The sequence below is a fragment of the Tsukamurella hominis genome (assembly GCF_965137015.1).
In the GTDB taxonomy this organism is placed as follows: domain Bacteria; phylum Actinomycetota; class Actinomycetes; order Mycobacteriales; family Mycobacteriaceae; genus Tsukamurella; species Tsukamurella hominis.
Genome location: NZ_CBCRZG010000015.1, coordinates 94,726 through 117,855 on the forward strand (window position 1 = coordinate 94,726; position 23,130 = coordinate 117,855).

General features: G+C 73.2%; 20 protein-coding genes. 8 read left to right on the plus strand and 12 right to left on the minus strand.

What is annotated here, in order from left to right; translation table 11 throughout:
• Positions 1-25: 25 nt before the first annotated feature.
• Positions 26-622 carry a TetR/AcrR family transcriptional regulator gene (locus ACM9LD_RS17945; protein WP_415677924.1) on the plus strand — a complete coding sequence of 199 codons (597 nt, stop codon included), beginning with the start codon at positions 26-28 and terminating at the stop codon, positions 620-622.
• Between the two features lie 23 nt (positions 623-645).
• On the opposite strand, the gene ACM9LD_RS17950 is transcribed toward ACM9LD_RS17945, so the two are convergent.
• Complete coding sequence (locus tag ACM9LD_RS17950) at positions 646-1,863, minus strand: MFS transporter (protein ID WP_415677925.1); 1,218 nt, start codon at positions 1,861-1,863, stop codon at positions 646-648.
• Positions 1,864-1,913: 50 nt separating this feature from the next.
• Here ACM9LD_RS17950 and ACM9LD_RS17955 point away from each other — a divergent pair, with 50 nt between their 5' ends.
• Entirely contained in the window at positions 1,914-2,939 is a 1,026-nt protein-coding gene (locus ACM9LD_RS17955; RefSeq protein WP_415677926.1) for a LacI family DNA-binding transcriptional regulator, read from the plus strand.
• Here ACM9LD_RS17955 and ACM9LD_RS17960 read toward each other — a convergent pair.
• Positions 2,927-4,255, minus strand: a complete 1,329-nt coding sequence (locus ACM9LD_RS17960) for a WS/DGAT domain-containing protein (protein WP_415677927.1) — start codon at positions 4,253-4,255, stop codon at positions 2,927-2,929. The genes ACM9LD_RS17955 and ACM9LD_RS17960 overlap by 13 nt on opposite strands.
• Before the next feature lie 165 nt (positions 4,256-4,420).
• Here ACM9LD_RS17960 and ACM9LD_RS17965 point away from each other — a divergent pair, with 165 nt between their 5' ends.
• A complete protein-coding gene (locus ACM9LD_RS17965; protein WP_415677928.1) occupies positions 4,421-5,518 on the plus strand; it encodes an FAD-dependent oxidoreductase in 1,098 nt (365 codons plus the stop codon).
• 9 nt (positions 5,519-5,527) lie between these two features.
• Here ACM9LD_RS17965 and ACM9LD_RS17970 read toward each other — a convergent pair whose 3' ends face one another.
• From ACM9LD_RS17970 to ACM9LD_RS17980, 3 genes are read right to left on the minus strand one after another with little or no spacing between them, the layout of a single operon-like run.
• Positions 5,528-6,433 carry an ROK family protein gene (locus ACM9LD_RS17970; protein ID WP_415677929.1) on the minus strand — a complete coding sequence of 302 codons (906 nt, stop codon included), beginning with the start codon at positions 6,431-6,433 and terminating at the stop codon, positions 5,528-5,530.
• A complete protein-coding gene (glgP, locus tag ACM9LD_RS17975) occupies positions 6,430-8,895 on the minus strand; it encodes an alpha-glucan family phosphorylase (RefSeq protein WP_415677930.1) in 2,466 nt (821 codons plus the stop codon). The genes ACM9LD_RS17970 and glgP overlap by 4 nt, the downstream gene beginning before the upstream one ends.
• 50 nt (positions 8,896-8,945) lie before the next feature.
• The gene (locus ACM9LD_RS17980; protein WP_415677931.1) at positions 8,946-10,697 is read right to left on the minus strand and encodes a 2-isopropylmalate synthase; all 1,752 of its coding nucleotides are present in this window, start codon (positions 10,695-10,697) and stop codon (positions 8,946-8,948) included.
• Positions 10,698-10,866: 169 nt separating this feature from the next.
• Here ACM9LD_RS17980 and ACM9LD_RS17985 point away from each other — a divergent pair, with 169 nt between their 5' ends.
• On the plus strand, positions 10,867-11,544 hold the full coding sequence (locus ACM9LD_RS17985) for a FadR/GntR family transcriptional regulator (protein WP_415677932.1): 678 nt from the start codon (positions 10,867-10,869) through the stop codon (positions 11,542-11,544).
• 15 nt (positions 11,545-11,559) lie between these two features.
• Here the strand turns inward: ACM9LD_RS17985 and ACM9LD_RS17990 are convergent, their stop codons facing one another.
• The gene (locus tag ACM9LD_RS17990) at positions 11,560-12,390 is read right to left on the minus strand and encodes a helix-turn-helix transcriptional regulator (RefSeq protein ID WP_415677933.1); all 831 of its coding nucleotides are present in this window, start codon (positions 12,388-12,390) and stop codon (positions 11,560-11,562) included.
• Between the two features lie 111 nt (positions 12,391-12,501).
• Here ACM9LD_RS17990 and ACM9LD_RS17995 point away from each other — a divergent pair, with 111 nt between their 5' ends.
• On the plus strand, positions 12,502-13,944 hold the full coding sequence (locus tag ACM9LD_RS17995) for an MFS transporter (protein ID WP_415677934.1): 1,443 nt from the start codon (positions 12,502-12,504) through the stop codon (positions 13,942-13,944).
• On the opposite strand, the gene ACM9LD_RS18000 is transcribed toward ACM9LD_RS17995, so the two are convergent.
• From ACM9LD_RS18000 to ACM9LD_RS18015, 4 genes are read right to left on the minus strand one after another with little or no spacing between them, the layout of a single operon-like run.
• Positions 13,928-14,428: a MarR family winged helix-turn-helix transcriptional regulator gene (locus tag ACM9LD_RS18000; protein WP_068524523.1), complete on the minus strand. Its 501-nt coding sequence runs from the start codon at positions 14,426-14,428 to the stop codon at positions 13,928-13,930. The genes ACM9LD_RS17995 and ACM9LD_RS18000 overlap by 17 nt on opposite strands.
• 27 nt (positions 14,429-14,455) lie before the next feature.
• Positions 14,456-15,325 (minus strand): 3-hydroxyisobutyrate dehydrogenase, encoded by an 870-nt coding sequence (gene mmsB, locus ACM9LD_RS18005; RefSeq protein ID WP_415677935.1) that lies wholly within the window; start codon positions 15,323-15,325, stop codon positions 14,456-14,458.
• A 12-nt stretch (positions 15,326-15,337) separates the two neighbouring features.
• A complete protein-coding gene (locus ACM9LD_RS18010; protein WP_415677936.1) occupies positions 15,338-16,501 on the minus strand; it encodes an acyl-CoA dehydrogenase family protein in 1,164 nt (387 codons plus the stop codon).
• A 9-nt stretch (positions 16,502-16,510) separates the two neighbouring features.
• Positions 16,511-18,034, minus strand: a complete 1,524-nt coding sequence (locus ACM9LD_RS18015) for a CoA-acylating methylmalonate-semialdehyde dehydrogenase (protein WP_068524521.1) — start codon at positions 18,032-18,034, stop codon at positions 16,511-16,513.
• 106 nt (positions 18,035-18,140) lie between these two features.
• On the opposite strand from ACM9LD_RS18015, the gene ACM9LD_RS18020 reads away from it, so the two are divergent.
• The gene (locus ACM9LD_RS18020) at positions 18,141-19,808 is read left to right on the plus strand and encodes an AMP-binding protein (RefSeq protein ID WP_415677937.1); all 1,668 of its coding nucleotides are present in this window, start codon (positions 18,141-18,143) and stop codon (positions 19,806-19,808) included.
• Positions 19,809-19,865: 57 nt separating this feature from the next.
• Here the strand turns inward: ACM9LD_RS18020 and ACM9LD_RS18025 are convergent, their stop codons facing one another.
• A complete protein-coding gene (locus tag ACM9LD_RS18025) occupies positions 19,866-20,456 on the minus strand; it encodes a TetR/AcrR family transcriptional regulator (protein ID WP_415677938.1) in 591 nt (196 codons plus the stop codon).
• A 95-nt stretch (positions 20,457-20,551) separates the two neighbouring features.
• On the opposite strand from ACM9LD_RS18025, the gene ACM9LD_RS18030 reads away from it, so the two are divergent.
• Both ACM9LD_RS18030 and ACM9LD_RS18035 read left to right on the plus strand, forming a co-directional pair.
• Entirely contained in the window at positions 20,552-21,739 is a 1,188-nt protein-coding gene (locus ACM9LD_RS18030) for an FAD-dependent oxidoreductase (RefSeq protein WP_415677939.1), read from the plus strand.
• A 118-nt stretch (positions 21,740-21,857) separates the two neighbouring features.
• Positions 21,858-22,853: an ArsR/SmtB family transcription factor gene (locus tag ACM9LD_RS18035; protein WP_415677940.1), complete on the plus strand. Its 996-nt coding sequence runs from the start codon at positions 21,858-21,860 to the stop codon at positions 22,851-22,853.
• A 19-nt stretch (positions 22,854-22,872) separates the two neighbouring features.
• Here ACM9LD_RS18035 and ACM9LD_RS18040 read toward each other — a convergent pair whose 3' ends face one another.
• Positions 22,873-23,079 carry a hypothetical protein gene (locus tag ACM9LD_RS18040; RefSeq protein ID WP_224646123.1) on the minus strand — a complete coding sequence of 69 codons (207 nt, stop codon included), beginning with the start codon at positions 23,077-23,079 and terminating at the stop codon, positions 22,873-22,875.
• Positions 23,080-23,130 lie beyond the last annotated feature (51 nt).

Genomic DNA, 23,130 nt, shown 5'->3' on the forward strand with positions numbered 1-23,130 from the left:
ATCAGCCGACGGTACGATCGCGACCATGTCCTCTCCGGTGCGCGAACCACGCATGGCCCGGGGCGCCGCGCGCCGCGAGGCGCTGCTCGACGCGGCGGTCCGGCTGGTCGCGCGCGACGGTGCCCGGGCGCTCACGCACCGCTCCGTGGCGGCGGAGGCCGGCACCACGCACGGCAACGCCCGCTACTACTTCGGGACCCTCGACCAGCTGCTGGACGAGGCCCTGCACCGGCTGGCCGCGCGCCAGATCGAGGAGGTGCGCACGCTCTTCGCGGAGGAGCTGCCCGACGCCGGGATCCCCGAGCGCATCGACCGGCTCACCCGGTACGTCACCGGCTCGCTCACCGACGACCGGGATGCGGCGATCGCCCGCTACGAGCTCTTCCTCGAGGTCGCGCGCCGCCCGGGTCTGCGCGCCAGCCTCGACGAATGGGGCACCACGCAGCGCGCCGCCTTCGCGCGCGAGCTGCGCGGCGCCGGGGCCGCCGATCCGGAGGCCGACGCGGCGGATCTCCTCACGACGGTCAACGGTCTCGCCCTGGAGCAACTGGCGCTGCCCGTCGACGACTTCGAATCGGCGCGCCTGCGCCCCGCGATCGCGCGATACTTCCCCGCGCCCTGACACTCGCGGGCCGACTCCGGCGGCTAGCCCGCCGCCGGCCCCGCGGCCTCCGGCTCGCGCGCCGCGGGTGCGACGGCCACCGCGACGGCGACCGCGACGAGCACCAGGATCAGCGCGTAGAGGAGCGTCACGTACTCGCCCAGGGCGCCGATGATCGGCGGGCCGGCGAGGAACGAGAGGTAGCCGATGGTCGAGACCACGGAGACCCTCGCCGCCGCCATGCGCGGCTCGTCAGCCGCGGCGGACATGCCGACAGGGAAGCCCAGCGAGGCGCCCAGGCCCCAGAGCGCGACGCCCACGTAGGCGGCCCAGGTCGGGCCGAAGATCACGAGCGCGAGGCCCACGAAGGCGAGTGCGCCGCAGGCGCGCAGCGTGCGTACCCGGCCGTAGGAGTCCAGGACGCGAGTACCTGCGAGCCGGCCGATCGTCATGAAGGTGACGAACACCGCGAAGGTCAGCGTGCCGACGGTCTTCGACGTGCCGTGGTCGTCGACCATCGCCAGCGCCAGCCAGTCGTTCGCGCTGCCCTCGGTCAGCGCCATCCCGAGCACCATCAGACCGATGAGCAGCGTGCGCGGCTCGCGCCACACCGCGAGCCGCTCGCGGCGCGAGACGGGGGCGTGGTCGTCGGCGTCGTGCGCCTGGAAGGGCACGTGCCGCAGCGCGAACCAGCCGACCACCAGCAGGACGCCGTTCACGACCAGCAGGTGCGGCAGCAGCGGCACGTGCGCGGCCTGTGCCGCGGCGGCGGTGAGCGCGCCGGCCACCGTGCCCATCGAGAACGCCGCATGGAAGGCGGGCATCACGGTGCGCCCCAGCGCCCGCTCGTTCTCGGCGCCGGAGAGGTTCATGCAGACGTCGGTGATGCCGTGCGAGAGCCCGACGAAGACCAGCGGCAGCAGCGTGAGCGCGTAGTTCCCGGACTGCGCGCCTGCGGCCGCAGCGATCATCGTCACACCCAGTGCGGGCAGCGTCACCGCGATGACGCGGCGCGCGCCGAACCGCGCGGCCAGCGCCCCCGAGCCGACGAGACCCACGACCGAGCCGACCGCCAGGCCGAAGGTCAGGAGGCTCACCTGCAGGGTGGTGGCGCCGAGGTCGTCGCGGACCTGCGGCAACCGGCCCAGGTAGCTCGCGAACGTGAGCCCGCTGAGCGCGAAGATCACCGCGACGGCATTGCGCCAGGCGAGCACCGAACCCCCTACCGCGTCCGCCTTCTGCTCCTGGAAGTCCACGCTCACCGATCAACCCTTCGAAACGTTTCGATTGTTGCTTGCTAGGCTAGGTCCCCATGGCACGCGGGTCAAACCGGATAACGCTGGTACACGTCGCCGAGGCGGCGGGCGTCTCGCTGTCGACGGCTTCCCACGCCTTCGGTGTCGACAAGCCCATCAGCGACGCCACCCGCGCCCGCGTCCTGGCCGCCGCCGCCCAGCTGGGCTATGAGGGGCCCGATCCGCGGGCCCGGTCGCTGCGCAGCGGCCGCACCGACATCATCGGCGTCCAGGTGGACGACGAGGCGGGCCGCGCCTTCCGCGACCCGGTCATCATCGGCATCCTCGACGGGGTGTCGACCGCGCTGGCCGCGAGCCCCACCTCGGTCCTGCTCCTCCCCGATTCGCTCCCGGAGGAGCGACTGCGGTCGCTTCCCGTCGACGGCGTCGTCGCCGCCGGCTGCTCCCCCGCCCTCGGCGCGCTGCGCGCGGCGATGGCGAAGCGCGCGATCCCCGTCGTCACCGCGGGCAACCAGGTCGACGACATCGGCAGCGTCGGCGTCGAGAACCGCGCCGCCACCGCCCTGCTCACCGGCCACCTCCGCGCGCTCGGGCACCGATCCGTCGGCGTCGTGCGGCTGCGCCACGGCGACGTCGAGAAGGCCCGCACGGCGGCGGCGCTGGCCGCCTTCCCGGACTCCGCCGTCGTCGTCTCGGCCGACAGCACGATCAACGAGGGCTTCCGCGCGGGCGGCGAGCTGCTCGACGGCGCCGGGAGCGCAGCGAGCGGGCCGGATCGACCCCGCCACGCCCCCACCGCGGTGATCGCCCAGTCGGACCTGTTGGCCGCCGGGGTGATCCGCGCCGCAGAGGCGCGGGGTCTGCGCGTCCCGGAGGACCTCTCCGTGGTGGGCTTCGACGGTGTCCGCATCGACGGCTTCGACCGCGCCCTCACCACGATCCGGCAGCCGATCGTCGAAATGGGCCGGCGCGCGGCGCAGGCCGTGCTCGCCGCGCAGGACGGCGCGCCGCTGCCCACGCTCGCGCTCGACGTCGACCTCGTCGTCGGCGACACCACCGGGCCCGCGCCTCAGCGGCCCTGAGCCACCTCGTCGAGCGCGGCCGCCAGCAGGCTCGCGTACGCGTCCGGGTCGGGCACGGCGGTGCGACTGCTGGTCACCGAGACCGTCACCGTGTCGCCGAGACCGTGCACGCCGTGCGTGAGGCCCATCGCCGGCGAGAGCGCCGGGAAGCCCGCGGTGAACACCGATCTCCCGCCGAGCAGCTCCAGGTCCGCCGGTCCGCGGTACACGCTGGAGAGCACCGTCGCGCCGGCCATCGTGTCCGGGACGATCATGGGGTCGAAGGCACGCACGCCGAGCACCGCGAGGGCCGACGGTGCCGCGTCCTCCGCCGCCCCGACGGTGCGCCACAACGGACTCGCGGCCCGCTCGCGGGCGGCGGCCAACGCCGCCGCGATGCGAGCGGGACGCTCCGCGGCGAGGGCGCCGGGGTACAGCGGCACGGAGACGTTGCCGAAGGCGTTGCGCTCGCCGTGCCGCCGCTCGCGCGCGACCATCACCTCCGCCGACAGCTCCGCGGGCACCGCCCCGCCCCGGAGGCGCAGGTACCGCTCCACGGCCAGCGAGACCGCGGCGAGCGCGGTCACCGTGACGGTGTGCCCGGCATGGAGGGAGGCGGTGTCGCGCACCAGCATCCGTACGTCGCGGGTGGCGTCGGGGGCAGCGTTGAGCAGGGTGCGGGGGCAGCCGGGGACTGCGGGCGGCAGCGCACCGTCGCGCGTACGCCGGTCGATCGCGGCGCGGGCCCGCGGGGCGAGGGCGCCGAGCGCCACCGTCCGCGCCAACGCGACCGGGAAGCCGAGCACGCCCCGGGCGGCGCGGAGCGGACCGGGCAGTGGCCGGAAGACCGGCGCCTCACCCGCTGCGCCGGAACCGAGAAGCGCGCGGGCGATCTCGGCGGACCGTCGACCGTCCGCGAGGGCGTGCGCCACCTGCAGCACCACCACGGTCGCTGGGCCGGCGCACCGGGGCGCGCCCGTCACGCGCGGGAAGACGTGCAGCCGCCAGGGTGCGACCGTCGCGTCCACCTGCCGGGCGAACAGGCGGGCCACGGCGGCGGGCACCGCCTCCCAGGTGTGCGCGATCCCCTCGCGGATGTCGGCCACCTCGCCCGGCGCCCACGCGGGGTGCTCGAGATCGCCGGGCGCGGGCGCGATCCGCAGCCGCAGGTCCGCGATCGACGGTGCGCGTGCCAGCACGACGTCCGCCACGTCCGCGGCCGACGGTGCCGGGCCGGCGCCGTGGTCGAAGCAGTAGAGCAGGAACTGGTCGCTGGGCATCATCGCCGACGCCCAATGGGTACGGGCGTCGCGCGGGGAGAGGAGCCCACCGGTCACGCCACCACGCTAACGCACGCGGATCCCGTTCTCCGCGACGGCGGAAGCCATGTCGTCACCACGATCGGATCCCCCTGAGGAGAAGCCCGTGCCACACGGTCTCCCGTAGTTTCGATCACGACGCCCGGCCGACACGGACTCGCCGGCCGGGAGAAGGAGACGCGGATGGGATCGACCGACCACCGGGTCGCGGTCATCGGGGGCGGCGGCGTCGGGGCGGCCGCGGCGTGGGCCCTCGCCCGCGCCGGGGTCGACGTGGTGCTGATCGAGCGGTACCGACGCGCCCACGCGCTGGGCGCCTCGCACGGCGCCACGCGCAACTTCAACCCGGGCTACACCCGCCCCGAGTACCTCGCGCTGCTGCGCGCCGCGCTCCCCCTCTGGCGGGAGATCGAGGCCGAGTCGGGCGCACACCTCCTCGACCAGGTGGGCGTCGTCAACCGCGGGCCGCGGCCGGACGTCCAGGACCTCCTGGAGGCGCTGCCCACGATCGGCCTGCGTGCGGAGCTGCTCGACGCCCGCGAGGCCTCCCGACGGTGGCCCCAGCTGCGGTTCGCCGGACCCGCCGTGCACCTCCCCGACGGTGGGCGGCTCTACGCCGAGCGATCCGTCGACGCGCTCTACCGGGTCGCCGAGGCCCGCGGCGCACGCATCCTGGAGGGCACCCGGGTCGCCTCGATCCAGGCGACCGACGACGGCGTGGTCATCGAGACCGACGGCGGGCCCATCACCGCCCGCACCGCCGTCGTCGCCGCGGGCGCGTGGTCGAACCGCCTGCTGGACGGTGTCGTGGACCTGCCCCCGCTCACCGTCACCCAGGAGCAACCCGCGCACTTCGCGCTCGCCGCGCCGCTCCCCGACCTACCCGCGTTCAACCACCACCCCGAGGCGGACTCCGCGTGGTGGCCCTCCGCCGTCTACGGCGGCTGGACGCCCGGCGTCGGGATCAAGGCCGGGTGGCACGGCGTGGGCCCCGTCACCGATCCCGACGCGCGCACCCTGCGATCGGAACCGGCCCAACTGCTCGCCCTCCGGCGGTACGTCGCCGAGTGGATCCCCGGCGCGGACCCGGACCGGTTCGAGGAGATCAGCTGCACGTACACGACGACCCCGACGGCGGACTTCGCGATCGGCAGCGTCGGCCCGATCACGGTCGCGGCCGGGTTCTCCGGGCACGGCTTCAAGTTCCTGCCCGCGCTGGGCGAGCTGCTGGCCCGACTCGCCTCCACCCCGGGCACCCGATCGCCGTTCCGCCTCGCATGACGGCGCCGATCAGGAGAGCACGGCGCGCCGGTAGACGAGCGCCGCGGCGCCGATGAGCGGAGCGTCGCCGCCGAGGCCCGCGGGCACCACGCGCGCGGCGGCCACGTAGGGCAGCGGGTGCGCGGCGACCGCGGCCTGCACCTGGTCCACGAAATCATCGGCGACGCGGGTGAATCCGCCGCCGAGGACGACGACCGAGACGGGCACCAGCGCCACGGCGCTGCCGATCCCCTGGCCGACGGCGGCGGCGCACCGTCGTACCGCGGCGACGGCGACGTCATCGCCGGCGCGGTACGCCTCCCCCAGCTCCTCCCCGGTAGAGCCATCGAAGCCCTGCGTGCGCGCCCACTCCACGGTGTGCGGGCCGGAGGCGACGGACTCGAGCATCGTGGTGCGCCCGAGGGATTCGCTCCCGGTGTACCCCGAGAGCTCGACCTGGCCGATGTGCCCGGCGTTGCCGACGAGCGCGCGGCCGCCCACGATGAAGCCGCCGCCGATGCCGGTGGAGACCACTATGCCGAGGGCGTCGTCGTGGCCGCGTGCCGCCCCGAGCCAGTGCTCGCCGAGCACGATCGCGACGCCGTCCCGGCGGAACTCGACGGGCACGCCGCCGGCGGCGTCCGCCACGAGGTCGCGCAGCGGGAAGCCGTGCAGCGCCTCGAGATTGATGGGCGAGGTGGTGCCCGCCGCGTCGTCGACCGGGCCGGCGGCGGCGAGGCCCACCCCCTGGACCGGCCCGTCCGCGGCGGCGAGGGCGTCGCGGACGACGCCGGTGATCGCGGCCTCGAGTTCGGCGGTCGTCGCCTCGGGCCCGGTGGGTGCGCGGTGCCGCGACGCCTCGACGACGGTGCCGTCCGCCTCCACCAGCGCGGCCGCCACCTTGGTGCCGCCGAGATCGACCGCGAGGACGGTCATCGCGCGTACCGGACGAGGCCGAGCTCGGCGGGGCCGGTGAGCAGGCGGTGCTGTGGCAGCACCCGCACCGCGTAGCCGAACCGGCCCACCTGCCCTGGCAGCACCGCCCGGTAGCCCTGGCCGTCGAAGTGCAGCCGAACGGCCCGGCCGTCCACGATCTCCCCGGCTTCGTCGACCCCTCCGATCACGGCCTCGACGCGGACGTCGCCGTCCTCCAGCGACCCGAGCGCGATCTCGGCGGCGATCTCCACCCCCTCGGGCAGCACGGTCGCCGTCGATGCGCCCACGCGCACCGCGTCCCACCCCGCGCGCACCTTCTCGATGTATTCGACGAGATCGCCGATGGCCGGCCGAGTCGCCCGGGCGGAGCGGGCGGCGGGGCGGTAGTAGGCGGTGGCGTACTCGCGGACCATGCGGTCGGCGGCGACCTCGGGCGCGGTGGCGGACAACGTGTGCCGCACCTTGGCGAGCCAGCGCGGCGGCGCGTCGTCGGCGTCCCGGCGGTCGTAGAAGGCGGGCACCACGTCGTGCTCGAGGAGGTCGTACAGGGCGTCGGCCTCGATGTCGTCGCGGCGGCCCGGGTCCACGCCCACGGCCGACGGGATGGCCCAGCCGTTGTTGCCGTCGTAGAGCTCGTCCCACCAGCCGTCGAGCACCGAGAGGTTGAGGCCGCCGTTCATCGCGCTCTTCATGCCCGAGGTCCCGCAGGCCTCCAGGGGCCGCAGCGGGTTGTTCAGCCACACATCGCAGCCGTGATAGAGGTACCCGGCCATGCCGATGGAGTAGTTGGGGAGGAAGGCGATCCGGTGCCGCAGGGTGCGGTCGTCGGTGAAGTGCAGCAGTTGCTGCAGCAGGCGCTTGCCCTCGTCGTCGTGGGGGTGGCTCTTGCCGGCGATGACCACTTGAACGGGTCGGTCCGGGTCCAGCAGCAGCGCGCGCAGCCGCACGGGATCGCGCAGCATCAGGGTGAGCCGCTTGTACGTCGAGACCCGGCGGGCGAAGCCGATGGTGAGCACCTCGGGGTCGAACATCCGCTCGGTCCAGCCGAGTTCGGCGTCCACGGCGCCGCGCTCGCGCCACGCCGCCCGGGTGCGGGTGCGCACCTCGTCGACCAGGCGGTGCCGCAGCGTGGTGCGCAGGCGCCAGAGGGCCTCGTCGGGCATGGACAGCGGGTCGGCGGCGCGCTCGGCGACGAGGCGGTCGGCCCACGTTCCGTGGTGCACGCCGTTGGTGACCGAGCCGATGGGCACCTCGGCCGGCTCGAAGCCGGGCCACAGGCCGGCGAACATCTCGCGGCTCACGGCGCCGTGCAGCTTCGAAACCCCGTTCGCGCGCTGAGCGAGCCGGAATCCCATGTGGGCCATGTTGAAGACGCCGGGGTCGGCCTCGGCGCCGAGGGCGATGATCTCGTCGAGGGGCACCGTGGGCAGCAGCGAGCACATCTGGCTGCCGTCGCCGAAGTAGCGGCGCACGAGGTCCACGGGGAAGCGGTCGATGCCCGCGGGCACCGGAGTGTGGGTGGTGAAGACGGTGGCGGTCCGCGCCAACGTCCGAGCCTCCGCGTAGGTCAGCTCCTCGGTGGCCATGAGCTCGCGGATCCGTTCCAGGCCGAGGAAGCCGGCGTGGCCCTCGTTGGCGTGGAAGACCTCGACGCCGGGGTGGCCGGTCAGGTCGCAGAAAGCGCGGGCGGCGCGGACGCCGCCGATGCCGAGCAGGATCTCCTGCCGCAGACGGTGTTCCGCGTCGCCGCCGTACAGCCGGTCGGTGACCCCGCGGAGGTCGGGGTCGTTGTTCTCGATGTCGGTGTCCAGGAGCAGCAGCGGGATCCGTCCGACGTCGGCCCGCCACACAGCAGCGCTGAGCACGCGCCCCTCGAGCGGCACCGAGACCACCAGCTGCTGCCCGCTGGAGAGCGTCACGGGCCGCAGCGGCAGCTGCGCCGGGTCCAGCTCGGGGTACGCCTCGAGCTGCCAGCCGTCCGCGGAGAGCGACTGCTGGAAGTAGCCGTGCCGGTACAGCAGGCCCAGCGCGATCAGCGGGAGCCCGAGGTCGGACGCGGCCTTGAGGTGGTCGCCCGCGAGGACGCCCAGACCGCCCGAGTAGTTCGGCAGCGTCTGGCTCACCCCGAACTCCATCGAGAAGTACGCGATCCCCTTCGCGCCGTCGGTGAGCTCGTCGGCCCACGCCGGGCGGGTGAGGTAGTCGTTCAGGTCGGCGTGGACGGCGCGCACCAGCGCGACGAACTCCGCGTCGTCGCCGAGGGCCGCCACCCGCGCCTGGTCGGCGCCGCGGAGCGCCTCGAGCGGGTCGCGGGTGGCCGCCCACACCTCGGGCGCGACGGTGGCGAACAGGTCCTGGGTGGGGCCGTGCCACACCCAGCGCAGGTTGCGCGCGAGGTCGGCGAGCGGCGCGAGCGACTCGGGGTAGGCGGGCTCGACGGTGAAGGTTCCTTCTGCGTGCACGCCTACCGACCCTATTGCCTGCCCGCGCCGCCCGCGACGTTACCGGCGGGTCACGTGGCCTGCGCCGCGCCGATCACGGCGGCGGCCGTCGCGGCCAGCACGGAGCGGTCGCGCCCCATGCTCCACCGCACCTCGCCGTCGCGCCGGTACTCGATCAGCGTGAGCGCTTCCGCGTCGTCGCCGCGGCCGAGCGCGGTCTGGTGCAGCGCGAGCACGTCGATCTTCGCGTCGTGCTCGGCGAGTGCCGCGACGATCGCCTCGACCGGGCCCACGCCGTCGACGGTGGTGCGGTGCGGCGCACCGTCGACCCGGAGCCCGACGGTGACCCGGCTGCCGGCCGCGCCCTCCTCCGCGACGCAGTCGACGAGCTCGAACCGCCCTCCCTCGACCCCGTAGGCCCGCTCGAAGACGGCCCACAGTGCGGCGGTGTCCATCTCCGCGCCGTGCTCGTCGGCGTGCGCCTGGACGTGGCGGGCGAAGTCGATCTGTAGTCGCCGCGGCAGTTCCAGGCCCAGGTCCCGCTCCAGGAGGTACGCCATGCCGCCCTTGCCCGACTGGGAATTGACGCGGATGACGGCGTCGTAGGTCCGGCCGATGTCGGCCGGGTCGACGGGCAGGTAGGGCACGCGCCACTCGATCGCCCGCTCCGGTCGCCCCTCGGCCGCGGCGCGGGCGCGGTGCTCGGCGAAGCCCTTCTTGATCGCGTCCTGGTGGGTGCCGCTGAACGCGGTGTGCACGAGGTCGCCGACGTACGGGTGCCGGTCGGGCACGGCGATCCCGTTGCACGCCTCGACGGTCCGCCGCACCTCGTCGATGTCGGAGAAGTCGACCATCGGGTCGATCCCCTGCGCGAACATGTTGAGCGCCAGCGTCGCCAGGTCCACGTTGCCGGTGCGCTCGCCGTTGCCGAAGAGGCAGCCCTCCACGCGCTGCGCCCCGGCGAGCACGGCCAGCTCGGCGCACGCGATGCCGGTCCCGCGGTCGTTGTGCGGGTGCACCGAGAGGATCACCGCCTCGCGGCGGGCGAGGTTGCGGTGCATGTACTCGATCTGGTCGGCGTAGACGTTCGGCGTCGCCACCTCGACGGTCGCGGGCAGGTTGAGGATGACGGGCCGCTCGGCGGTCGCGTCCCACAGCGCGGTCATCGCGTCGCAGACCTCGAGCACGTAGTCCGGCTCCGTGAGGTTGAAGACCTCGGGCGAGAACTCGAACCGCACGCCGTCGAGCTCGCCGGCGGCGGCGAGCAGGTCGCGGCCGCCGTCGAGGATCAGCGACCGCAGCTCCGCGCGGTCCCTGCCGAGCACCACGTCCCGCCAGGTCGGCGCGGTCGCGGTGTACATGTGGATCACCACCTCGTTGCGGATCCCGCGGACGGACTCGACGGTCCGCTCGATCAGATCGCGGCGGGCCGGCGTGAAGACCACGGCGGTGACGTCCTCCGGGGCGATGTCGGTCTCCGCGATGAGCCGGACGAAGTCGTAGTCGGTCTGCGAGGCCGACGGGTAGCCGACCTCGATCTCCTTGTAGCCCATGGCGACCATGAGCTCGAAGAACCGGCGCTTGCGCGCGGGATCCATCGGTTCGGGCAGGGCCTGGTTCCCGTCGCGCAGGTCGACGGGGACCCACAGCGGCGCCGCGGTCAGGCGACGGGACGGCCAGGTGCGGTCGGTGATTGGGACGTCGACGCGGGCGTGGACGTCGCGGTAGCGGTGATGCGGCATCTGCGAGACGCGCTGGCGGTTCCAGGCGGGCGCGGCGGCGGGGACGGGGCCGCGGGGCGTGTCGATCGTGGGGAAGGGCATGACGGTTCCTTCGTCGGTTCCTGGGCGGCCGGCACGGATTCCCCACGGCGGGATGCCGGCCCGGAATCAGGCCCCGCCGTGGCGCGGAAGGAGAAGGTGGTGGCCCTGCTGTGTCATGCCGACGACCCTAGCACAACTCCTCAGACAAGCTGAGAAGTATTCTCGATGCATGCCCCCGCTCCCCCGCACCTCGCTCGCCGACCAGGCCGCCGACGCGCTGCTCGCCCGCGTCCGATCCGGCGAGTGGGCGGTCGGCGACAAGCTCCCCGGCGAGACCACCTTGGCCCCGCAGCTCGGCGTCGGGCGCTCGACGGTGCGCGAGGCGATCCGCCGACTCGCGGGGATCGGTGTGCTCGCCACCCGGCAGGGCGCCGGGGTGTTCGTGACCAGGCTCGACGCCCCGTCGGGCCTCGACACGATGCTCGACGGGGCCGCGATCGACGCGGTGCTCGAGGCGCGGATCGCGGTCGAGGTGGAGGCCGCGGCCCTCGCCGCCCGGCGCCGCACCGAGGAGGACCTGGACGCGATCCGCGCCGCGCTCGCCATCCGCGCGGCCCACCGCGCCGACCTGGTGCGCCACGTCCAGACCGACACCGACTTCCACCGCGCGGTCATCGCGGCCGCCCACAACCCGGTGCTGCTGGAGATGTTCGACGGCATCGCCGCGCACCTGCAGCGGGCGATGATCGACATGCTGCTGAGCCGCGACGGAGCGTTCGGAAGCGACGAGGATCAGCTCTCGCACGCCGAGCTCCTCGCGGCGATCGAGCGGCGGGACCCCGACACCGCCGCGCGGCTGAGCCGGGAGCACCTGTCCGGCATGCTCACCCGGCGAGACGCGCACTGAGGGGAGCCGCGGACATCAGGCGCCGCGATACCCCGGTGGAACGATCCGCGTGAGCCGCTCGCGCGTCTGATCGTCGCGCGGCAAGTAGGTCAGCATCCGCAGCGTGGGCCGATCGCGCAGGTTGAAGGTGCTCACCTGCAGGCGCAGCTCCCCCACCAGCGGATTGCGGATCGTCTTCTCCCAGTCGGCGGCATCGAGGACCAGGCCCGCGTGCCACAGCTGCGCGAACAGCGGCGAGGCGGCCTGCAGCCGGTCGAGCAGCGGCTTCCACGAGGGATCGGCGTGGCTGCCGGCGTAGATCGCGCGAGTCCGGGCCACGACGGCCTCGAGCTCCTGCCGATCCGCTGCGTAGGCGCCGAGCCAGAGCTCGTCGGTGAAATCGAGCCACAGGCAGTTCCGGTCTTCCGGGGCGAACTCCTCGACGTCGGTGATGAGAAAGCGGAAGGCGCGGTTGTAGCGGACCATGTCGCCGCGCGCGTTGAGCACCACGGCGGGATTGGGCAGGAGCGCGTCGAGGACGGGCTGGACGGTGTCCGCGACGGTATCCGCCGCCGCGGGCCCGGGCTGATGTCCGGCCAGGCGCAGGACGTGGTCCCGCTCCCCCGGATCCAGCAGGAGCGCGTCGGCGACGGCGCACAGCACCTCCGGGCTGGGGTTCACATCGCGCCCCTGCTCGACCCAGGTGTACCAGGTGGTGCCCACGTTGGCCCGCGCCGCGACCTCCTCCCGGCGCAGCCCGGGCGTGCGCCGACGCCCGCCCGCCGACAGCCCCACCTGCTCCGGGGTCACCTGCTCGCGATGAGTGCGCAGGAAGCGCGCCAGCTCGGCGTTGTTGCGGGTGCCCATGCACCGAGTATCCCCCGCCGCGGGCCCGTCGCGGCGCCGCCAGCCCGGTGGTGTCACTACTAGGATCCGCACGGTCTGGATACCCGGATGACGGTGGAGCACCGTCGAGCCATGACCTCCGCTCCCCACCCCCGCCTGACCCACCCGGGGCTCGCCGTCCTCGGCGTCGCCTACTTCCTCACGACGTTCCTGTTCGCATCGGCGAACGTGGCGGTCCCGGAAGTGGCCCGGCGGCTCGCCGCCTCCCCGGCGCAGCAGACGCTGATCCTGGCCGCGTTCTCGGCGACCTTCGCGACCGCGCTCATCCTGTTCGGCCGGCTCGGCGACAACCGCGGCCGGCGACGGGTCTTCGTCGCGGGCCTCGTCGCCGTCGGGATCGCTTCCGTCGCGGCGGGGTTCGCGCCGGACATCACCTCGCTCATCGTGCTGCGCGCGGTGCAGGGCATCGGCGCGGCGGCCTTCACCCCGCAGGTCCTCTCGACGGTGCAGGCCACCGCCGCGGGCGAGGCGCGGCGCCGGGCGATCGCCGTGATCGCGGCGACCGCGGGGCTCGGCTTCTGCGGCGGGCAGGTGCTCGGCGGCGCGCTCCTGGCGTGGGATCCGGCCGGGCTCGGCTGGCGGGCCGTGTGGTGGTCCGCGGCGGTCATCGCCGGGTTCGCCGCGGCCGCCGCCCGTGCGGTGCCGGAGACCCGCGCCGAGCGCCGCCTGCCGCTGGACTTCCGCGGCACGGCGCTGCTCACGGTGGCACTGCTCGCGCTGCTGGTCGGGCTCTCGGTCGGCGGTACGCTCGGCTGGCCCCCGGTCTCCTGGGGGCTGCTCGTCGTCGCCGTCGGTGCCGCCGTGGCGTTCTGGTCGTCGCAGCGGCGCGCGGAGGCCGTGGGCGGAACGCCGATGCTGCCGCCGTCGGTGTTCGCGCACCGGCCGATCCGGGTCGGCCTGCTCATGGCGCTGCTGTTCTTCTCCGGCTACGGCGCCCTGGTCTTCGAGTACGCGCTGGTGAGCGAGCACGCACTGGGGATGAGCCCGATGGCGTCGGGCGTGGCCCTGGTTCCGTACGGCGTCGCCTTCGTGGCCGTCTCCCTGGCGCAGCCGGGGATCCATCGCCGCCTCGGGGCGAGGACCATGCCGGTCGGGGCACTGCTCAACGCCGTGGGGCTGCTGGCTCTCGCGGGGAGCGGACTCGCGGCCCCGCAGGTCTGGGCGTGGGCGGTGCAGCCCGCCCTGATCCTCGTGGGCGCCGCCCAGGCGATGCAGTTCGGGCCGCTGGTCGGGGCGATCATGGGGGCGGTGCCCGACCGCATCGCCGGGCTCACCGGCGGACTCGTGTCGACGGCGCAGCAGGCGGCGTTCGCACTCGGGGTCGCGACGCTCGGGACGGGCTACACGGCGCTGGCCGGCGGCATGCCGGCGCAGTACGCCTTCGCGCTGATCCTGCTGGTGCACGCGGGACTCGCGATCGCCTTCGCGGCGTGTGCGCGGAGCCTGCACCGCGCACCGTCGACCGGCGGCACGGGGGCCCCAGTTCCGGTGGCGGCGGTCAGAAGTCGCCGTTGAAGCGACGCAGCGAGCGGATCGCGCCCACCAGCGCGGCGGACTCGTCATCGGGCATGCCGATGTCGGAGAAGACGTCGTTGAGCACGACCGTCGCCTTCTCCACCAGTTCCCGGCCGTCCGGGGTGATGGCGACGAGGGTGGTGCGGCCGTCGGTCGGGTGGGGCTTGCGCTCGACCAGCCCGGCCTCCCCCAGCCGGTCGATCGCGTGGGTCACCGACGAGACATGCACCTGCAGCCGGGTGCTCGCCTTCGAGATCGGCAGTTCGCCGCGCTTGGTGAAGGCGAGCAGCCGCAGCAGCTCGAACCGGGAGAACGACAGGCGGAAGGGCTTGAGGGCCGTCTCGATCCGCGCGAGCAGGATCTGGTGCGCCCGCATCACGGACGTCACCGCCTCCATGCCGGAGGCGACGTCGCCGCCCCAGCCCGCGTCCTCCCAGTTGCGGCGGGCACGCGCGATCGGGTCCCGGGGGTCCGGTTCAGCCATCGCGCCCGCCTTCCTCGTTGTGAATCGCTACCTCAGCGTCTGAATGATCGCACTGAAGTCCAGCCCGCCGTTGTCCTGCGCGAACGCAGAGTACAGCTCGGCGGCGTGCGTGCCGAGCGGCGCGCTCGAGCCGGTGGACGCCACGGCGTCCATGGCCAGCCCCAGATCCTTGTTCATCAGGGCCGTCGCGAAGCCGGGCTTGAACTCGTTGCCCGACGGTGCCCCCGCCACCGGCCCCGGCACGGGGCAGTTGGTGTGCAACGACCAGCAGTTGCCGGTGGCGCCGGTGACCACGTCGTACAGCGCCTGATCCGCCAGGCCCAGCTTCTCGGCGAGGACGAAGGCCTCGCCCACGACGATCTGCTGGACCGCGAGGATCATGTTGTTGCAGACCTTGGCGGCCTGCCCGTTGCCCGATCCGCCGCAGTGGATCACCTTGCCCGCCATCGGATCCAGCACGGACTGCGCCGCGGCGAAGGCGGCGTCGTCGCCGCCCACCATGAAGGCGAGGGTGCCGGCGTCGGCACCCTTGACGCCGCCCGAGACGGGCGCGTCCACCTGCTTCATCCCGGCGGCCTCGGCCAGCGCGTGCACCGCGCGGGCGTCGTCGACGGAGATGGTGGAGCTGTCGATGAACAGCGTGCCCGGCGCGGCGTGCGGGAGGACCGATTCGTACACGGCCTTCACGATGCCGCCGTTGGGCAGCATGGTGACCACGGCGTCGGCGCCGGTCACGGCCTCCTCGGCGGTGTCGATCACGGTGACGCCGGCCGCGCGAGCCGCGTCCTGCGCCGCGGGGACGAGGTCGAAGCCGCGCACGGTGTGGCCGGCCGCGACGAGGTTCTTCGCCATCGGCCCGCCCATGTGGCCGAGACCGAGGAATGCGATGGTACTCATGAGACGCCTCTCCTACTTGCCCTGGATGCGGGCGGCCTCGGCGCGGCCGATCACCATCCGCATGATCTCGTTGGTGCCCTCGAGGATCCGGTTCACCCGCAGGTCGCGGACGATCTTCTCGACGCCGGTCTCGTGCAGGTAGCCGTAGCCGCCGTGCAGCTGGAGCGCCTGGTCGGCGACCTGGTAGCAGGTCTCGGTGACGAACTTCTTCGCCATGGCGCACAGCTCGACCTTGTCGGGGTCGTTCTCGTCGAGCGCGCTGGCCGCGCGCCACAGGATCAGCCGGGACGCCTCGAGCGAGGTCGCCATGTCGGCGAGCGCGAACCGGATGGTGGGCTCGTCGATCAGCTTGCGGCCGAAGGTCTCGCGCTCCGTCATGTACCGCAGCGCGAGGTCGTACGCGGCCTGCGCGCCGCCCAGGGAACAGGCGGCGATGTTGAGCCGGCCGCCGTTGAGCCCGTTCATGGCGATGCCGAAGCCCTTACCGGCACCGTCGGTCCCGCCCAGCATGCGCGAGGCCGGGATCCGCACGTTCTCGAAGATCACCTGGGTGGTGGGCTGGCTGTGCCAGCCCATCTTCACCTCGGGCGGTCCGAAGGAGAGACCGGGGGTTCCCTTGTCCACCAGGAAGGTCGAGATGCCGCGGGCGCCCTCGCCCTCGCTGCGCGCCATGACGACGTACAGGTCGGAGGCGCCGCCGCCGGAGATGAACTGCTTCGTCCCGTTGAGCACGAAGTCGTCGCCGTCGCGCTCGGCGCGGGTGGTCAGCGAGGCCGCGTCCGAGCCGGCGCCCGGCTCGGTGAGGCAGTAGCTGGCCATCACGTCCATCGGCGCCAGCTTGGGGATCCACTCCTGCCGCTGCTCCTCGGAGCCGTAGGTGTCGACCATCCACGTGCACATGTTGTGGATCGAGATGAACGCCGCGGTCACGGGATCGCCCTTGGCGAGTTCCTCGAAGATGCGGACGCCGTCGAGCCGGCGCAGGCCGGATCCGCCCACGTCCTCGCGGGTGTAGATGGCGGCCATGCCGAGGCTGCCGGCCTCCTTCATCTCCGCCACCGGGAAGTGCTTGGTGGCGTCCCAGTCGAGCGCGAAGGGCGCGAGGCGCTTGCGGGAGAAGTCGCGGGCCATCTCGACGATGGCGAGGTCGTCCCCCGTCAGGTTCGGGTAGGGCACGTGCCGCTCCTAGTGCATCGTCGGGATGGAGAACTCCGCGCCGTCCTTGATGCCCGAGGGCCAGCGCGAGGTCACCGTCTTGGTCTTGGTGTAGAACAGGATCGAGTGCGGGCCGTGCTGGTTCAGGTCGCCGAAACCGGACCGCTTCCAGCCGCCGAAGGTGTGGTACGCCACGGGAACCGGGATCGGCACGTTGACGCCGACCATGCCCACCTCGACGCGGGCGACGAAGTCGCGGGCGGCGTCGCCGTCGCGGGTGAAGATGGCCACGCCGTTGCCGTACTCGTGCTCGGTGGGCAGTGCGAGGGCCTCCTCGTAGGTGTTCGCCCGGACGATGCAGAGCACGGGGCCGAAGATCTCGTCCGTGTAGATCGACATGTCCTTGGTGACGTGGTCGAACAGCGTGGGGCCGAGGTAGTTGCCGCCGGAGAGATCGGCGTCGCCGAAGGTGAGCTCGTCGCTGGTGCGCTCGCGGCCGTCGACCACGAGGTCGGCGCCGGCGTCCACGCCCTGCTGGATGTAGCTCTTGGTGCGCTCGACCGCGGCCGGGGTGATGAGGGGCCCGTAGTCGGCCTTCGGGTCGTGGCTGTGGCCCACGCGCAGCTGCTGCACGCGCTCGACGAGGCGCTCGCGCAGGCGGTTCGCGGTCTCCTCGCCCACGGGAACGGCGACGGAGATCGCCATGCAGCGCTCGCCGGCGGAGCCGTAGCCGGCACCGATGAGGGCGTCGACGGCCTGGTCCAGGTCGGCGTCCGGGAGGATCACCATGTGGTTCTTGGCGCCGCCGAAGGCCTGGCTGCGCTTGCCGTTCTTGGCGCAGGTCTCGTAGATGTACTGCGCGATGTCCGAGCTGCCGACGAAGCCGACGGCCTTGACGTCGGGGTTGTTCAGCAGAGCGTCGACCGACTCCTTGTCGCCGTGGACGACCTGGAAGACGCCCTCGGGCAGACCGGCCTCGATGAAGAGCTCGGCCAGGCGGACGGGCACGGAGGGGTCGCGCTCGGAGGGCTTGAGGATGAAGGCGTTGCCGCAGGCCAGGGCCGGGCCGGCCTTCCACAGCGGGATCATGGCCGGGAAGTTGAAGGGCGTGATGCCGGCGACGACGCCGAGCGGCTGGCGCATCGAGTAGACGTCGATGCCGGTGCCGGCGCCCTCGGTGTACTCGCCCTTGAGCAGGTGCGGAATACCGATCGAGAACTCGATGACCTCGATGCCGCGCTGGATGTCGCCCTTGGCGTCGGCGACGGTCTTGCCGTGCTCGCTCGAGAGCAGCGAGGCCAGCTCGTCGACGTTCTGGTGGACCAGGTCGATGAACTTCATGAAGACGCGGGCGCGGCGCTGCGGATTGAAGGCCGCCCACTCGACCTGAGCCTTCTTCGCCCGCGCGACCACGTCGTCGACCTCGGCGGTGCTCGCCAGCGGGACGGTGGCCTGCACCTGACCCGTGCTCGGGTCGAAGACGTCGGCGGTGCGGCCCGTGCCCTCCACGCGACGGCCGTCGATGAAATGCGGGATGGTGCGCACGTCAGCCATGGTGTGTCCTTCTCTCTCGATCGAGGTCCATCGCGAAGCCCTTGCGCGATGTGTTGCCCATCACTATATACTTGGATATCCAAGTAATCAACCGGAGGATCTGAAAGTGGCTAGCACACAGGGGTATCGAGACTTCCTTGCCGCGCGCGACCTGCTGGTCGAGCTCGCCGACGACTACGACGCGGCGCGGGAGCGCTTCAGTTGGCCGCAGCTCGACGAGTGGAATTTCGCGCTCGACTGGTTCGACCGGGTGGCCGAGAACAACGACGCCCCCGCCCTGTGGATCGTCGAGGAGGACGGCTCCGAGTCGAAGTTCAGCTACGCGGAGATGAGCGCGCGCAGCAACCGGGTCGCGAACTGGCTGCGCGAGCGCGGCGTGCATCCGGGCGATCGGATCCTGCTCATGCTCAGCAACCAGGTCGAGCTCTGGGACGTCATGCTCGCCGCGATCAAGCTCGGCGCCGTGGTCATCCCCGCGACCACGCTGCTCGCCGAGGGCGACATCGCCGACCGCATCGCCCGCGGCGGCGCGAAGCACGTCATCGTGCGCAGCGAGCTCGCCGAGCGCGTCCCCGCGGACGCGCAGGTCACCCGGATCGCCATCGGCGATCCGGTGCCGGGCTGGGAGTCCTTCGCCGCGGCGTACACGGCACCGTCGGACTTCACCCCCACGCACGTCACGCACGCCGACGACACCCTACTGCTGTACTTCACCTCCGGCACCACGAGCGCGCCGAAGCTGGTCGAGCACACCCACGCCAGCTACCCCGTGGGCCACCTGTCGACGATGTACTGGATCGGCCTGCGCCCCGGCGACGTGCACCTGAACGTGAGCTCGCCGGGCTGGGCGAAGCACGCGTGGAGCAACGTCTTCACGCCGTGGATCGCGCAGGCCTGCGTCTTCATCTACAACTACAACCGGTTCGACGCGGCCGCGCTGATGAAGCAGATGGAGCGGGCCGGCGTCACCAGCTTCTGCGCGCCGCCCACGGTGTGGCGCATGCTGATCCAGGCCGACCTCAGCGCCCTGACGACGCCACCGCGCGTCGTCGTGGGCGCCGGCGAGCCGCTCAACCCCGAGGTGATCACCCGCGTGCGGAACGCGTGGGGCGTGACGATCCGCGACGGCTTCGGCCAGACCGAGACCACGGTCCAGGTGGCGAACACGCCGGGCCAGCCGCTCAAGGACGGGTCGATGGGCCGCCCGTGCCCCGGCTACGACGTGGTGCTGGTCGACCCGGCCACCGGCGAGCAGGGCGTGGATGAGGGCGAGATCTGCCTGCGCCTGGATCCGCGGCCGCTCGGCCTCATGGTCGGCTACCACGGCGACGCCGAGAAGACCGCGAAGGTCATGGAGGGCGGCGTCTACCACACCGGCGACGTGGCCTCGAAGGATGCGGACGGCTACCTGACCTACGTCGGCCGCACCGACGACGTCTTCAAGTCGAGCGACTACAAGATCAGCCCGTTCGAGCTGGAATCGGTTCTGCTGGAGCATGATGCGGTGGCCGAGGCGGCCGTCGTGCCGGCGCCGGACGAGCTGCGGCTCGCGGTGCCGAAGGCGTACATCGTGCTCGCCGACGGCCACGCGCCGGACGAGGCCACGGCGAAGGCGATCTTCGACTACAGCCGCGAGCACCTCGCGCCCTACAAGCGCGTGCGCCGCATCGCCTTCGCCGACCTGCCGAAGACGATCAGCGGCAAGATCCGCCGCGTGGAGCTGCGCAAGGCCGAGGAGCAGGGGCTGACCTCCGCGGAGTTCCGCGAGTCCTGACCGTCCCGCACTCGCGCCGCGGCGGCGATCCGGACCCGGGTCGCCGCCGCGGCCGTCTCAGTCGGCCTCCGCGAGCGATGCCGACACGAGCGCGCGCACCGCGGACCGCCACCGCTCGTCCGGATCGCCGGCGCACCAGGCGCGCAGTGCTACGGCGACCACCGCGTAGGCGAGGTCCTCGGCCCGCACGTCGGGTCGCAGCCGGCCCGCACGCTCCTCGGCGGCGAGCCCGTCGGCGATCGCGGCCGTGACGCCCTCGAAGCCGGCCGCGGCGTCGCCCAGCACCTCGGCCGCGCGGTTCCGGAGCCCCGGCCGCGCGGCCAGCAGTCGCGCGAAAGCGGTGGCCGCGGGTTGCGACAGCGCATCGAGCTGCGCGCAGAGCGCCTCCGCCACCGTCGTTGCCGAACCCGGTTCCGACGAGGCCGCGTTCCCCGCCTCCGCGCCGAGCAGGAAACTGCGGTCCACCGCGTACGCGGCGAGGAAGCCGTCGAAGTCGCCGAAGTGCGCGTGCAGCAGCCCCGTCGCGACCCCCGCCTGCGCGGTGACCGCGCGCCCCTTCAGGCCGTCCGCTCCCTCACGGAGGATCACCGCCTCGGCGGCCGCGAACAGGCGCTGCCGCGCGCCGTCGATCGCGACTCCTCTGGGCATGCGTCGATTCTACGAGCTCGGCGCGGGCGCCTTGCGCCAACTATGAACATTCGCTCATACTCGGTATGAACGAACGCTCAAACCGGGAGGAAACCATGCCGGACCACACCGAACACCCCCTGCGGATCGTCGTCGCCGGCGCGGGGATCGCCGGCCTCGCGACCGCGCTCCGGCTGCACCGCGACGGCCACCGCGTCCTCGTCGTCGAACGCGCCCCCGCCCGCCGGGCCGGCGGCTATCTCGTGAACCTGCTGGGCCCGGGCTTCGACGCTGCCGAGGGCCTGGGCCTCGTGCCCGCCCTCCGCGAGCGGGACCAGGGGATCTTCACCTCGCGCCTGGTCCGCGCCGACGGCTCGACGAAGCTCACCATGCCCGCCGCCCTCGCGGAGCAATCGCTGGGGTCCCGCGCGCTGACCGTCCTCCGCGGCGACCTCGAGGGCGCCCTGTGGGAGGCGATGGGCGGCGCGCTCGAGATCCGGTTCGGCACCACGGTCGCCGCGGCCGACGACCCGAGCGGTGCCGACGGAGGCCTGCGGGTCACGCTCAGCGACGGCTCGGTGCACGACGCGGACCTGCTGGTCGGCGCCGACGGCCTGCACTCCGGCGTCCGCGACCTCGCCTTCGGGCCGGCGACCGGGTTCGTCCACGACCTTCAGCACGCCGTGGCGGCCTTCCCGCTCGATGCCGCGCCGAACGGCCTCCCGGAGCAGACCGCCAGCACCTTCATCGACGTCGGCCGCACCGCAGCGGTCTTCCGCCCTCGCGGCCACGCACCGTCGGCCTTCTTCACGTACCGGACGGCGACGGCCGAGGCCGACGCGACCGGCTCCCCCGCCGACGCCCTCGCGGCGCACTTCGGCGATCTCTCCGGCCCGGTGCACGAGGCGGCGCGACGGGCCGCGGGCGCCGGGGACGCCTACTTCGACTCCGTGAGCCAGGTGGTCATGGACACGTGGAGCAGCGGGCGCGTCGTGCTGGTCGGCGACGCCGCGTGGTGCGTCTCCCTGTTCGCGGGGCACGGCGCCGGCCTCGCCCTCGCCGGCGCCGATCGCCTCGGGCGCGCACTCGCGGCGCAGCCGGGCGACATCGCGGCCGCGCTGCGCGCCTGGGAGGACGGGCTGCGCCCGGAGGTCACGGCGCGCCAGCGGCAGGCGCGCGCCGGGATGGCGCGGTTCGCGCCGCCCAGCCGCGTGCACCTGGGCGTACAGGACCTGATGATCCGGGCGTTGACGGCTCCGCTCCTCGGGCCCGCGCTGCTACGGCTGATGAGCCGGGCGCGGTAGCTACCTCCGAGCGGCCGACGCTCGCCGCACACGAATCCCCAGGAAGCGTTCCGGGCTCACGCCGTGATGTCGCGAACGGGGCGCGATGGCACCGGCGCCGCCCTAAGCTGGGCGTCTCATGCTCACCTACGTGCTGGACGTCCGAGACCTCTCGGACGTGCGCTTCGTCCTGGCGCCGATGAACGAGACCTCGCTGAGCCTGTTCCACCTGAACACGACGCACGAGAGTTCCGCGCACCTGCAGCGCTGGCGCAGCAACGCCCAGGCGCAGCGCGACCGGTACGACCACCGGCTGGTCAGCGCGCTGGTGGCACCGTCGGGGAACGCGATCCCGGACTTCCTGACGCCGATGCCGCCGCTCGGGGACTCGCGGCCGTCGCTCGACGAGGGCCTGGCGGCCATCGCGGCGACCGACCCGGCGCTGATCCACGCACAGCTGGACGAGCTGCGGGAGGGCGGCGATCCGTCGCCCGCGTTGGCGCGCCTGCTCGACGACCCCGAGCGGGCGGGGCCGCGGATCGCCGGGGCGCTGGAGCGCTACCACCGGGTGGTGATCGCCCCGATCTGGCCATCGGTGAACCGGATCCTGGAGTCGGACATCACGTTCCGCGGGCGAGAGTTGGCGATCGGCGGGCCGACGCAGCTGTTCGCCTCGCTCAACCCCAACCTGGCCTGGGATCGCGACGGGCGGCTGCGCCTGGATCTGGCGTACACGCGATCCGGCGAGTACGCCTCCGCGGGCCGGGGGCTCATCCTGATTCCGAGCGTCTTCCTCACACGCCTCGTCAGCGCGCACTCCCCCGAGACGGCGGCGCCGCACGCCGGCTATCCGGCGCGCGGCAGCGCGACCCTCATGGAGTCGATGCGGGAGGTGCCGCCGGGCGCGCTGCGGCGGCTGATCGGCGGGGCGAAGGCGGACGTGCTGCACGCCCTGGTCGAGCCGATGGCGGTGAGCGAGTTGGCGCGGCGGCTCGAGGTGACGCCGTCGGCGGCGTCGCAGAGCCTGCGCGTGCTCCACGAGAACGGCCTGGTCGACCGAGCCCGGAACGGGCGCGAGGTGCTCTACCGGCGTACGCCGGACGGTGACCGGCTGCTGCGCGGCCACCGCGCCTGAAGGGGTGGAACGGGGAGGATCAGAAGCGCAGCGCGGCGGGGCCGGTGTACTCGGGGTTGGCGGTCACGAAACGCTGCAGGGCGGCGCGCAGACCGGCGGCGGCGAACCCGGAGCGGGGCGCGGCGGTGGGCTTCGCGGCGTCCTCGTGGATGTCGGCGAGGCGGGCGTAGACGGTGCCGGCGGTCGGGTCGGCGGTGAGGCTCTTGAAGTCACGGTAATTGGTCATGACCAAGAGTCTCCCGGTCCCGACGCGACGCCGCCAATCTTTAAGTGATGA